This is a genomic window from Moraxella atlantae NBRC 14588, from assembly GCF_001591265.1.
GTDB classification, from domain to species: domain Bacteria; phylum Pseudomonadota; class Gammaproteobacteria; order Pseudomonadales; family Moraxellaceae; genus Faucicola; species Faucicola atlantae.
This window is the reverse complement of the sequence record NZ_BCUL01000031.1, coordinates 1-13147: the sequence shown is the minus strand read 5'-3', so window position 1 is coordinate 13147 and position 13147 is coordinate 1. Positions and strand designations below refer to the sequence as shown.

The window sequence follows — 13147 nt, the reverse complement described above, 5'->3', positions numbered from 1 at the left end:
CCACTACGCGCACGTAGACTGCCCAGGGCACGCTGACTATGTTAAAAACATGATCACCGGTGCAGCCCAGATGGACGGCGCGATTCTAGTCGTATCAGCCACCGACGGCCCAATGCCACAAACACGTGAGCACATTCTACTATCACGCCAAGTAGGCGTACCATACATCATGGTATTCCTAAACAAATGTGACATGGTAGACGACGAAGAGCTACTAGAACTGGTTGAAATGGAAGTACGCGAGCTACTATCAAGCTACGACTTTCCTGGCGATGACACCCCAATCATCAAAGGTTCAGCTCTAGAAGCCCTAAACGGCAATGATGGCAAATACGGTGAACCAGCTGTTGTAGAACTACTAGAAACCCTAGACAGCTACATTCCAGAACCAGAACGTGCGATTGACAAACCATTCTTGATGCCAATCGAAGACGTATTCTCAATCTCTGGACGTGGTACCGTTGTAACAGGTCGTGTAGAATCAGGCATCATCAAAGTTGGTGAAGAAATCGAAATTGTCGGCATCAAACCAACCCAAAAAACCACCTGTACAGGTGTAGAAATGTTCCGCAAAATGCTAGATGAAGGTCGTGCAGGCGAGAACTGTGGTGTCTTGCTACGTGGTACCAAACGCGAAGAAGTACAACGTGGACAAGTCTTGGCAAAACCAGGCTCAATCAAACCACACACCAAATTTGACGCAGAAGTATACGTGTTGTCAAAAGAAGAAGGTGGTCGTCACACTCCATTCTTGAATGGCTACCGCCCACAATTCTACTTCCGTACCACTGACGTAACTGGTGCGATCACTTTGCCAGAAGGCGTTGAAATGGTAATGCCAGGTGACAACGTTGAGATGAGCGTTGAATTGATTCACCCAATCGCGATGGACAAAGGCTTGCGCTTTGCGATTCGTGAAGGTGGTCGTACAGTAGGTGCTGGTGTGGTTTCTGAAGTAACTGCGTAATTGCACTTAGGTCATACACCTAAAAAAGGGCTGCCTGTTGGTGGCTCTTTTTTTTATATCTGGTTGTTAAAAATTGTTTTTGTAGCTTGCAACAAGCCAAGTCTACTAAATCACCTGACAAACTAAATTACTTACAAGTAAATACTGTGGGTTGTGCTTTTTTTTAAGGATAATTTTTGTTTATCAAATTCGTTATGCGCCAATAGACCAATTTTTTATAAAGCTATGCACGCTAATATTATGCCGATCACATGTATTTTTACAGAGAAAAAATGCAAAAACCCAAGTCTAAACTTGGGTTTTATTGTTTGAAAAGATGCGTTAGTGTACTGCGCTGATAAAGTCTGCCAAAATTTTGATATCATGGTCAGATAGACGCGAGGCAACCGTTTGCATCATGCCCTTTTCGCCTTTTTTGGCAGAGTCATTCATGCGTAATTGGGTGGGATCCGAAACGTCATCATCACGCCCTGCTGCACGGAACAGTTTAAGCTGCGTTGCGATGTAGGCGCTGTGCTGTCCACCAATACGGGGGAAAGCGGCAAAGTCATTGCCGTTACCTTTAGCACCGTGACAGCCTGCACAAGGAATCACACCGCGTGAGCTATCTCCACCATAAAACAACTTTTGCGCGGCAGAGGCGGTTTCAGGATTGGCATAACCTACGCCCCAACGTGGTTGGCTGGCATAATAACCTGCGACGTTTGCCATGTCTTGGTCGGTTAAGTTAGACGCTTGCACGGACATGATGGCGTTTTTACGATGCCCTGCTTTGAAGTCCGTCAATTGTTTGTAGAGGTATTTAACGTTTTGCCCTGCTAAGTTTGGCTGGGCAGGTACGGTACTTACACCATCAACACCATGACACGCACCGCATACTGATTCGGCAATCGCCTTGCCAGCAGCAATGTCATATTTGGGCACAGTTGGCGCGGCATGGATGCTTAGGCTTGCCAACAATAGGCTTGCCGCGGTGATTATTTTTTTCATCATTCACGATTCCTATTCAAATCGCTGGGTCAAATCGCTGGCAACAATCAGCTTGCAGTCGGTACGTAGGCATTTAGGTTAGTCAAGCAAAACGCGCCTACTGGCACTGTGGCGTGATGGTGGGCAATGTGTCGTACCATACGCCGAGGTTACAAAGGTTATCGACTATTATAGCAATTGTTGAGACAAATTACCGCATTATTTGTTACACAATGGTGGCATGACAAACATCTATCTGTCATCTTAGCCAAGTATCGCGCTTAAAAAATTGCTCAGCGTGGTCATGTGTTTGCAATTCAACATTTACTTTAAGGGATTATTATGCCATAAACCGCCCAGACCTGCTACAATAGTGCCAATTTTTTTAAAACTTTGCGTAGTAGCATACCATGACGGACGCTCAATTCTCTCCCCTATCTGATACCACCAACGCTGACGCGCAGGCAGCCACCCGACGCTGGTTGCAGCAATGCCAGTTTTTGCTGTCTGCACCAACATTTAAGTTATGCCCACCTGACACAGGGCGCGAGGTGGCGTTTGCAGGGCGTTCAAATGCAGGCAAGTCGTCTTGTATCAATGCTATCACCAACCAACGCCAACTGGCGCGCGCGTCAAAAACGCCAGGGCGCACACAGATGATTAATTTTTTTCATATGGGTGAGCGTGAGCAGCGGTTAGTCGATTTACCAGGTTATGGCTATGCGGCGGTGCCTGAGAGCTTAAAAAAAGATTGGCAAACTGAGCTTGAGCGTTATTTGGTGTCGCGCCAAAGTCTGATTGGCTTGGTGTTGCTCAATGATATTCGCCATCCGTTGACGCATTTTGACCGCCAAATGCTACACTGGGCGCATGATGGCAATTTGCCTGTGCATGTGTTATTGACCAAAGCGGATAAGCTGCCATTTGGTGCCAGTAAGAATACGTTACTGCAAGTCAAGCGTGAGTTGGATAAGCTGCGCCTTGCCAGCAGCGTGCAGTTGTTTTCAGCGCACAAAAAACAAGGCATCGATGCGTTGGCAGCAGTTTTGGCAAATTGGTTGGATTTTTCACCAGTGGGTGAAAGTGTGCAGGATCATGTGCGCGATTAAGACGGTTTAAAGCGGTGGGCAGCCTGCACGCGCTCGGCTTGTTGATTAATGCTGGCCAATACAGGCGCGGCTTGCGTACTGGGTAAGGTTTGGGCAAGGCGTTTGGCTTGGTTTAATGAGGTGACGGCTTGGGTCAAGTCATTGTGCCAATATTCAACTTGTGCGCGGTAGCGTAAGGTATTGGCTTGGTATAAGGTTTGCTGGCTACCTGTGGACAGCTTGCTTAGCTGCTCACTGGCTTGGGTCAAATTTTGCCACACGTGTAAGTCGGTTGGATACTGGCGGCTGATGGGTAGCATCAAATCCATCACAGCTTGCGCGTTGGTACGGCTTGGGGCTTGGCGCAAATACACGTCGGCAAGCGCGTATTTGACATCGCGGCGTTCGGGTAGCAGACGGCTTAGACGAGTGAGTCGATCAAGCGCGGCGCGAACATCGCCTTGGCGTTCATCTAGGCTTGCGGCAACCATGACCGCCAATGGATCAGACAAATTGGCGATCATCGGCTGTAAGGGCGCAAGAACATGACTTGCGGCGGCGTATTCGCGCGTGTCAAGGTAGCTCATGACAAGTGCGAGGCGTGCGCCATTGGCGTTTTGTAGATTACGCGCGTTGTTATTGACGGCTTGGATCAGCTCGGCGCGGTTAGTCAGTTTTGCTAAATAGCGTGCGCGCCATTGCACTTGGTCAAACAGGGCGTTGCGTGTGGCGTAGTCGGCGGTTTTTTGTTGGGTGGTGGTGGTTGCGCCATACGCACGGGCGCGGTCGGTGGCTTCGCTCAAGCGTTCCGCGGTCAAGGGGTGGCTCATGACAAAGCTTGGTATCAAACGCTTGGTGGGCATGGGATGCTGCTGATTGAGCAGTGCAAAAAAGCTTGGCATCGCGCGCACGTCATAACCCGTCTGCGCCATGATTTGCATACCCACGCGGTCGGCTTCACGCTCTTGTGCACGGCTAAACGCTGCAATCTGGTTGGCGCTGATGGTCTGCGTGCCAATCATCACCGCTGCGCCTGCATCACCATCACTGACCTTTGCCGCCAACAAACCTGCCAACAAGCCGCCGACTTGGGTGGCAAGTTGTTTGTTTTTCTCATCGCTGCGCTGTTCAAAATGGCGTTGGCTGACGTGGGCGATCTCATGCGCCAGCACACTTGCCAATTCATCAATGTTACGCGCTTTATCCAACAAGCCGACGTTTAGCCCAATCAAACCCGAGGGCACGGCAAACGCGTTGATTTGTGGCTCATTGATCACCACCAACGCCAAAGGTGCTTCGCGGCGCACGCTGGCGTTCATCTGCCAACACAATTGCTCAAGGCTGTATTGCAGCCATGGGTCATCAATCAACGGCGCGTCATGATAAATTTGGCGCAAGGCCCATTCACCAAGTTGGCGGTTTTGTTGCTGACTGATAAACCCTTCACCACTGGTCATCTCTGGCAGGCGCCTTGCCCATGCATTGGGCGTTGGTGTTGAGGTTACACGCTGAAATGGAACTGACTCAACAGACTGGGTTATAATTGTACGCGCAACAGGCGGCGGGGTATGCGGGGTATGCAAAGTGCCCAACAGGTTTGGACTGGTATTGGGTGTAAGCGTTGGCGACAGTACCGCACCATGCGCCATCACCCCCACCCAACTGACGGCTAATACACCAAGATAGCAACAAGACTTAAATTTAGACATTGGCAATTGCGCTCATGGTGTTGATTAGATATTGCAAATAGTAACAATGAGTGATTGATAGCATAGCATAACCGATTTTGCGCCCGTGCCACAGTTTAGCCGATTTTTGTAACATAGCTTACCAATGGCGATATCAACCATTGCGTCTTTGGCGTTGATTTCAAAAAGCGTTAATTGCAAAATTTATTTTCCCAACAAGCTTTAAAGGAAAATTTGCCCGTATGACCGACCAAGCTGCCAACCTACCTAGCGTTGCTGACGCGCTTGCCAAGCAAACTGATTTTGCGCAAGATTGGCAGGCGCTGAAGCACGCGCTGACGGCATATACCGCGCACGGCAGTGGATTGAGCGCACCTACAGGCGCGGTGTTGCAGCATTACATCGATGGCAAGACAATGGCGTGCCCCCTGCCCTTACTGAAGCTAAAAATCGCCCTCAAAACCACTGCATGCGGTGATTGCGTGTATCTCACCGCCACCGACCCAAACAGTGAGCACGACATTGGCGCATTTTGTCGTATGGCGGGGCATGGCCTGGTGATTGCCCATACGCCTGCATCTGATACCACCTTAGCACACAATGGGCAAAACGCTGCTACAATCATTCACTTGTTGATAACCAAAAATTGCTAAATCCCACTTATCAAACACCAGTGTTTAGGGCATACTGTTTTTGACTTCTGGTTGTATTTTCTTTATCGATAGGCAACGCCCACCCCATTGTTTATTTTAAACTATTTTAAATATTTATAATTTTTAGGCTGATTATGGCTCGCAAGACTTCTGCTAAAACCACCGCTCAAGCGACTTTAACCGACGATGACCACATTGCGCCCAAACCATCCAAACGGCGTGCAAGTGCTAAGCAGGTGGATACCATCCCCGATGATGCGCCACTTGATGATTTAGAAGATGATAGCGATGATGCGGATCATCTTGATGATTTTGATGCCTACAGTGCGCAGGACGATGATGCCAAAACGTTTGCCTCGGCAGATTTTGCCGATGATTTGAACGATGGTGAATATGATGAATTGCTAGACGAATTTGACGAAGCCTACGAGGACGAATTTGGGCAAGCACCAAAGCACAAACGCCGTTCTACCGCGTCAAGTAAAGAATCACGCCGCGTCACCACGGCAGAGAACTTGCCGACTTTATCGGCAGCACAGGCGATCGTGCCTGCTATGCCTACCGCACTGACCGCACCAGGTGTAAACTTGGGCGCGTATATCAACGCTGTCCATCAGATTCCGATTTTAACGCCAGAACAAGAGCAAGAGCTTGCCCACCGCTACACCGATGAGGGTGATTTGGAGGCGGCGCGGCTGCTTGTCATGTCGCATTTACGCTTTGTCATTCACATTGCGCGTAGCTACTCGGGCTATGGCTTGCCACAGGGCGATTTAATTCAAGAAGGCAACGTGGGCTTGATGAAGGCCGTCAAACGCTTTGACCCCAACAAAGGCGTACGCTTGGTGTCGTTTGCTGTGCATTGGATTAAGGCGGAAATTCATGAATTTGTCATTCGCAACTGGCGTATTGTTAAGGTTGCCACGACCAAAGCGCACCGCAAGCTGTTTTTTAATTTACGTTCGCTGAAAAAAACCAACAACCAGCTGACGCTTGAAGAAGCCGAAGCGATTGCCAAAGATCTTAATGTCACCGTCAAACAAGTGCTTGAGATGGAAAGCCGTTTGACCTCATATGATGCGTCATTTGAGGCACAAAGTGACGATGAAGACGAAGGACGCTACGCGCCGCAATATTACTTAGAAGATGAGGCCAATCCTGCCGATTTGGTGGAAGACGCGGACTGGGAGCAAAGCAACAACACCGCTTTGCAAGAGGCGATGCTGACTTTGGATGACCGCTCACGCGATATCGTGCAGCAGCGCTGGCTCAATGAGCAAAAATCCACGCTACATGAGCTTGCCGCTGAGTACAATATCTCTGCTGAGCGTGTACGCCAAATTGAGAAGAACGCTATGGATAAAATCCGTGAGGCAATGCTTGCCAACACGCATTTGCAATTGGATTTGGAACCGTAATCGCCATTGTAAGGTCATTTAATCATTGGGGTTATTCACAACATGAATTGGTTAAGTGTCGCAAGCATCAATTTGGCAATCGCAGTAGCAAGCGGTGCGTTTGCCGCGCACGGGCTTAAGGCGCGCTTGAACGCTGAGCAGTTGGCTTGGTGGCATACCGGCACGCAGTACTTTTTTTATCACGCGCTTGGGCTGCTGATCGTTGCTGTGTTGATACGCTTGCAGCTTGCGCCCAAATCGGTGGCTTGGCTGATGCAGTTTGGCATTGTGCTGTTTGCAGGATCGTTGTATTTGATGGCACTGGGTATGCCGCGTTGGTTGGGTGCGATTACGCCGATTGGCGGCACGCTTTTTATCGTCGCTTGGCTGTGGCTGGCATGGGCAGTTGCGGCAAATTATTGAGGGTATGGTTGAGTTGTTTAAGGAGGCAGTATGCCACAGGTGAGTTTAAACGGGCGCGTCATGCAGACGTTGCACCAAAATTTACAGTTATTTTTGGATGAAATGGCACAAACCCAAGGTCGCTTTGCGGTAGAAATCAACGGTGAATTGGTGCCAAAAAGCCAACTAGCCAACGTGACTTTGACCGATGGCATGGTGATTGAGGTGGTGCAGGCAGTCGGTGGCGGCTAGGTTTTGCTTTATTTTTGCCAAAAATGCATCAAAAAAGCAGCGTGACGGCTGCTTTTTTTGTTGGTTTACAATCGGTCTATTTGGTCATTTTGAGCAAACGGTTGGCAGTCAAGCCATGGATAAACACGGACAATGCCACCGTAACCACACAAATCACCCAAATTTTGATCTCCTCATTGGCGCTAAACAAATCTTGGTTGATGGTGTATGCGATATAATAAAACGTGCCGATGCCACGAATCCCAAGCCCACCTGTCACCAGACGTTCGCTCCAACTCATGGGTAGGTCAATCAGCCCCAACACGCCAGCAATCGGGCGTACAAGCAGCAAGAACACCAAGCTAACGACATACACTTGCCATGTCACATTTGCCGAACTGGCAAAAATCTGCCCCAGTAGCAGCCCCAAAAACACCATCACCAATGCCATAAACAAGCCTTCGGTTTGCTCGGCAAAGTTGTGCAGTTTTTCATGGTACTTGTTGTCTACCTCTTGGCGGCGAAACGTCAGTGACGCGATAAACACGCCTAAAAAGCCGTAACCGTGCACCAATTCAGACAAGCCATACGAAATGAGCATTAAGGCAATAACCATAAAGCCTTGCTGTACGCAGCCTGGATTTTTTTGAGAAAATAAATACTTTGCCAAAAACTTACCGACCAAAAAACCAACACCCACGCCCGCGCCGATTTTCCACACCACATCTACGCCAAACCAATGCAGCCAGTCATGTAAATCAAAGCCTTGGTTTTGGTTTGCCGATGTCGCCAGTGCCAATGCCAAAAATACAAACGGAAACGCCAAACCATCGTTCAGCCCTGCCTCGGCAGTTAGGCTAAAGCGCGTCACATCTTCATCTTCGTTTTGGTTGGGCGGCCCAACTTGAATGCTTGCCGCCAGTACAGGATCGGTGGGCGCCAACGCCGCGCCCAGCAGCACCGCCGCTGCGATACTCAAGCCAAACACATAATATCCCATCACGACCATCGCAAGGATACACAGCGGCATCGTGACCGCCAACAGACGCACGGCAGGTCGCCACGTCTTCCAGCGCAGTGGACTGTCAAGCTTGATACCGCAGCCAACCAATGACAGCAGCACCACCAATTCGGTGACTTTTTCAATCTCCACGCTGTAATTGAGTGGGTTAAATGCAGGTAAACCTTTGACGAAATAGCCGATCAACATACCGAACACTACCAACATCATCGGCAGTGACACGGGCAATTTTTTGGGAAAATACACAAAAAACGCGCCAAACAAAAACGCGATCCCAACCATCAGCAGTAACAGATTGTAATATTCAATCATCAATTAACCCTTATCAAATGGGTGAATTTTGGCTTATATTTTTGAAAACACATAGGAAGTGGATGGATGGCAGCTTTTTATCACCATGCATCGAACGCAACACAACAGCTAGCCAGTAAACAGGTGACAAGCATAACGTTAAAAAAAAGTTTGCAAATACCAAATTTATATAAAATTGTAGGAATTTTTTGACAAGTAAGAATTATTATGACTTGGGTGTGTGGTTGATTTAGACGTAGGGTCTAAAATAACACACGTTTAAAGCCGTTGTTTGCGCACGCTTGATGCGGCAATACCCATTGCCTCGCGGTATTTGGTCACTGTGCGCCGCGCTATTTGGATGCCTTGCTGTTGCAAACGCTTGACGATTGCACTGTCGGACAGCGGTCGCTTGGGATCCTCTTCTCCAATCATTTGCTTGATCAGCGCGCTAATCGCGGTTGAGGATACGCCCTCGCCCTCAGCACCGACTTGGCTGGAAAAAAAGTACTTAAGCGAAAACAAGCCACGCGGTGTGAGCATGGTTTTACTGGTGGTAATGCGTGATACGGTCGATTCGTGCAAATCCACCTCTTCGGCAACATCACGCAACACCATCGGCTGCATCGCTGTCGCGCCGTGCTCAAAAAATCCTTGCTGACGGCGCACGATACAACGGGCGACTTTGAGCAGGTTGTGGTTGCGCTCTTCAATGGCACGCATGAATAGCCGCGCATCGTTGAGCTGATCTTTTAAGTACTGGTTTTGCGCGCTGGTATCAGCACGGCGAATCAAACTGGCATAATAGCCATTGATACGCAGTTTTGGCAAGGTATCGGGGTTTAAGATGACTTGCCAGCGCGTGGGCGCATCGGTGTGGGTTTTTAGGGGCATCACCAACACGTCAGGGATGTCATAACCATCCTCGAGCGTGGCGTGCGGCAGGTTTTGTTCATACACCACCGCAGGATTTGGGCTTAGTGTACGTAGCAATGCCAACGCGCCTTTTAGGGTGTCGGCGGTCAGTCCCGTGGCTTTGAGCAAGGCAGGTAGCTGATTGTTGGCAAGCTGATCAAGATACATCGGCTGTGACAATAGCGTGCGCGTTTCAGACAGATATGGGGTATCGGCTGGCAGCCGTGCCAGTTGCAGTGCCAAGCATTCTGCCAAATTGCGCGCACCCACGCCAAGCGGCTCGCACGTCTGAATGCGTTTGATTACCGCTTCGATGTCAGCAAGTTCAATATCAATATCGGTACGCTGATAAAACGCCAATGTGGTCTGAATACTGTGCCACAAGTCATCGCTAGACAGTGCGATAAACCCTCGTTCATCCATGCTGTCAATCAGCTGTTCGGCAAGCCATTGATCTTGCGCCGATAGCCGCTTAAAATTCATTTGCCAACGCACATGGTCTTGCAAGTTATTTGGCGTGGTAGGCGTTTGTCCTGCGTTTGCTTCGGCGTGTTGCCCCAATACACCCCCAGCATAATCGCCGCTGCTGTCATCAGCGTCGGGTTCATCACTCCAGTCCTCAGGCGCAAAGCTGGCATGGCTCAGGTAGTCACTGGCATCGGCTGTATAATCAGCCGCGCGTATATCATCGCCATCGGTTTGCCCTGCCACGTCTGTGCCAGCCAATGCCGAACCAGAATAGACATTCATCGGTAAATCGAGCAGCTCATCGTTTGGCAAGTTGCCATATTCTGCGATGTCGGCGACAATATCGCTATTTAATCTATCGTTGTCATCGCGCGGGTCCAATTCGGCAAACTCATCTTCGCGCTCTAGCATGGGGTTACTGTCAAGCTTGAGCTGCACCTCAGCGGCAAGCTCAAGGTTTGACATTGGCAATAGCCGAATTGCCTGTTGCAGCTGCGGCGTTAGCCCCGTGGTCAGCCGTTGGCTAAGGTTGGCGTTTAGTGCCATGCCACTGCCCTATGCGCACACGTCAGGTTGCGCGCAATATTTTTTACCAGTTTATTGCATACGTAATTGATGTTATACATAACAACTATGTTGTGATTGGGTGGGTTCTAGTACAGTAGAACATCGTGTTAAATTTGAGCTATCCTGTCATTTTAAGGTAGTGTATCATGCCGCGCTTGCTTTCGTCCGCTCATCTATCCGATACGCCAACGCTTGCCTTAGCTGAGCTCAACAGCCAAGGCACGCTGTTTACCAACTTATGCCAAATTGAAGCGGCGGTGCAACTGGCAGCGGCAAGCAACGCTAGTCTGGTGGTATTGCCCGAGAATGCATTTTGCTTTGGCAATCAGGCACTTGCCGCACCGTTTTTTGATGCGCTCAAAGACTGGGCAGGACAACTTGCCCGTGTCTATGGAGTGTATCTTTTGGCAGGTACGCTGCCTTGTCAATATCGTCCCGATGGCAGCCGTATTTTTGGCGATAAGCTGCGCCAAGTGTCGTTGTTGTTTGACCCTGCAGGCGATTGTATCGCCCGTTATGACAAAATTCATTTGTTTAAAGCACAAGTGGCTGACACCACAGGCAATTATGATGAAAGTCAAACCTTTGAGGCAGGCGATACGCTGACGGTCGCAGCCACTGAGCTTGGCAATATTGGGCTGATGGTGTGTTATGATTTGCGCTTTGCACATCTAGCCATTCGGCTGCGCGAGGCAGGCGTACAGCTGATTACCGCGCCATCGGCATTTACCCGTGCGACAGGACGGCTGCATTGGCAGATGTTGCTAACGGCACGCGCGCTTGATAGCCAATGTTTGGTGGCAGGCTGTGGACAGTTTGGTGAACACGTTTTTTTTGACTTCCTCCCCTCCCTAAAGTGAGGGGATTCCTTCTGCAAGACGGTGAAGCCCCACCGCAAACCTAAGACAATGGCAACCGCCCGTACGACACACCGTACATCTTAGGTTCTTATTTTAAGCTAATCCTACCGTTAGGATTGTCATAGACACGAATTAGCTTAAGTGTGTGTTTGGAAACGTCTTACCAGTTAAGTTACTGCGTACTCGCAATTTAGTCTTAACTTAACTGTGGAATGTAAGACATTGAATATAGTGAGATGAGTATAGCAAAACTCATCGCATTTAACAATTGCCTTATATCCACCGCCTGAAGTCGGTGGTTTTACGGCAACGAATGATAAATAAGCGGGTGGTGTTTCAAAAAGTATGCTGACATTAAACATAGCCATTGTTAATATAAAAGAACGTTAAATCAAAGGCTTTATAGTGATTTTTGAGCTTTTTAGAAAAGTTGCAACTTCGCCTAAAAGCTCGCCCTATCCTATGTCTAATACGGCAATTATTGCCTTCAATGCCTACAGTAAAAAACTTACCCGTCTTTTGAACAAAATCTTTAAAGCCTGTGATAAAGCTATCCCAAGTGTCACTGGCAATACTAGCAAAAGTGACACCCAGTTCTTTCATTTTTGCTTTAAGTTTTCTAACGGTTTTAAGGTATCGCTTTCCCCATACATAGGCGACAATTTCACCTGTTTTACGGTGATAGGCGTAAATTAACCATTGCTTGTTGCTCTTTTTACCTACGAACGTCCAAAGTTCATCCACTTCTAGTCTGTCGTATTGGTTTTGCTTAGGGATAATCTTGTAGTCGCATTTTTCTAAGGTTGCTAAGACTTTGCCACAGCTAATTTGCTCAACTTCGGCTATGTCTCGAATACCGCTACCTCTGACCATTAGGTGACGTATTTTGCCGTCTTTGTCTGTGTGACATCCCTTGTAGGTTAAAGCATGGTTGCCTATAAATTGCCTTTTACAGTCTTTGCATTGGTAGTTTTGTTTACCGTAGCTTTTGATACCATTTTTCTTTATACTGTCACTTAGACAGGCTGGACATTTGATGTGTAGTAGAATTTGCATTTCACTATTTTATCAGATTTTTCAGCCTGTTTTTTTTCAGCATACTTTTTGAAACACTACCATTTATTTTAGCGTAGATGAGAGAGAATTTAGATACCACTTCAACAAAATGAATTCTGTTTTCAAGGTAAGCAAGGTTCGCCATCTGGCGTTAAATAAGAAAAGTTAGGAACTTTGTGTCCATCTTTGTACACTACATTATTATTATTAGTAAAATTCTGTTTGCAATTATTTGGCTTGCCTAACATTTTATTAGTTCTTTCTTCGTATTTTTCCCTCTGGTACATTTCTTCTTGCTCTGCCATATTCACACTGGTACAACTTGTTAAAATAAATATGTAACATATGCTTGATATTTTTAGTAGCTTTCTATTCATTTTTTTCTCTCAGAATTTCATAGGTGTAAAGGACTATAATATAAATCAAAGGTATTTAAGCATCGAATTCAATTTTATTGAATGATATATCACAATACTCCGCTAACATCCACAAAATAGCTTTAAAAAACAAACACATAGGCGAGTAAGAGCATATCAAAAGCGAAAAATAGCTAGAAAAAAGAAGGCAAACTTTC

The 13147-nt window shown here is 47.8% G+C and carries 13 protein-coding genes; 7 read left to right on the top strand and 6 right to left on the bottom strand.

The annotated features are described in order from the left end of the window. Positions 1–967 (top strand): elongation factor Tu (gene tuf / locus MA2_RS09965; RefSeq protein WP_067059417.1); only part of this gene is annotated, 967 nt, incomplete at its 5' end. 321 nt (positions 968–1288) lie between these two features. Here the strand turns inward: tuf and MA2_RS09960 are convergent. Next, a complete protein-coding gene (locus MA2_RS09960; protein ID WP_067059413.1) occupies positions 1289–1957 on the bottom strand; it encodes a c-type cytochrome in 669 nt (222 codons plus the stop codon). A gap of 389 nt (positions 1958–2346) precedes the next feature. Here MA2_RS09960 and yihA point away from each other — a divergent pair, with 389 nt between their 5' ends. Then, positions 2347–3045, top strand: a complete 699-nt coding sequence (gene yihA / locus MA2_RS09955) for a ribosome biogenesis GTP-binding protein YihA/YsxC (RefSeq protein ID WP_079352184.1) — start codon at positions 2347–2349, stop codon at positions 3043–3045. Here yihA and MA2_RS09950 read toward each other — a convergent pair. After that, positions 3042–4733, bottom strand: a complete 1692-nt coding sequence (locus MA2_RS09950; protein WP_079352183.1) for a M48 family metalloprotease — start codon at positions 4731–4733, stop codon at positions 3042–3044. The two genes, yihA and MA2_RS09950, sit on opposite strands and share 4 nt — an antisense overlap. Before the next feature lie 221 nt (positions 4734–4954). Here MA2_RS09950 and MA2_RS10960 point away from each other — a divergent pair, with 221 nt between their 5' ends. From MA2_RS10960 to thiS, 4 genes are all read left to right on the top strand, one after another. Then, positions 4955–5365: a sulfurtransferase TusA family protein gene (locus MA2_RS10960; RefSeq protein WP_079352182.1), complete on the top strand. Its 411-nt coding sequence runs from the start codon at positions 4955–4957 to the stop codon at positions 5363–5365. Between the two features lie 134 nt (positions 5366–5499). After that, positions 5500–6783 (top strand): RNA polymerase sigma factor RpoH, encoded by a 1284-nt coding sequence (gene rpoH, locus MA2_RS09940; protein WP_172459196.1) that lies wholly within the window; start codon positions 5500–5502, stop codon positions 6781–6783. Positions 6784–6825: 42 nt separating this feature from the next. Beyond that, positions 6826–7185 carry a DUF423 domain-containing protein gene (locus MA2_RS09935; protein ID WP_067059409.1) on the top strand — a complete coding sequence of 120 codons (360 nt, stop codon included), beginning with the start codon at positions 6826–6828 and terminating at the stop codon, positions 7183–7185. A 30-nt stretch (positions 7186–7215) separates the two neighbouring features. Next, entirely contained in the window at positions 7216–7416 is a 201-nt protein-coding gene (gene thiS / locus MA2_RS09930; protein ID WP_067059407.1) for a sulfur carrier protein ThiS, read from the top strand. A gap of 76 nt (positions 7417–7492) precedes the next feature. Here the strand turns inward: thiS and MA2_RS09925 are convergent, their stop codons facing one another. Beyond that, a complete protein-coding gene (locus MA2_RS09925) occupies positions 7493–8728 on the bottom strand; it encodes a cation:proton antiporter (RefSeq protein WP_067059405.1) in 1236 nt (411 codons plus the stop codon). A gap of 258 nt (positions 8729–8986) precedes the next feature. Then, positions 8987–10636, bottom strand: coding sequence for an RNA polymerase factor sigma-54 (gene rpoN, locus MA2_RS09920; RefSeq protein WP_067059403.1), 1650 nt, complete (start codon positions 10634–10636; stop codon positions 8987–8989). Positions 10637–10803: 167 nt separating this feature from the next. Between rpoN and MA2_RS09915 the strand changes: the two genes are divergently transcribed. Beyond that, the gene (locus MA2_RS09915) at positions 10804–11517 is read left to right on the top strand and encodes a nitrilase-related carbon-nitrogen hydrolase (RefSeq protein WP_067059401.1); all 714 of its coding nucleotides are present in this window, start codon (positions 10804–10806) and stop codon (positions 11515–11517) included. Positions 11518–11871: 354 nt separating this feature from the next. Here MA2_RS09915 and MA2_RS09910 read toward each other — a convergent pair whose 3' ends face one another. Together MA2_RS09910 and MA2_RS09905 are read right to left on the bottom strand one after the other, a co-directional pair. Then, positions 11872–12573, bottom strand: a complete 702-nt coding sequence (locus MA2_RS09910; RefSeq protein ID WP_067059399.1) for an IS1 family transposase — start codon at positions 12571–12573, stop codon at positions 11872–11874. Positions 12574–12695: 122 nt separating this feature from the next. Next, a complete protein-coding gene (locus MA2_RS09905; protein WP_067059397.1) occupies positions 12696–12878 on the bottom strand; it encodes a hypothetical protein in 183 nt (60 codons plus the stop codon). Between the last annotated feature and the right edge of the window lie 269 nt (positions 12879–13147).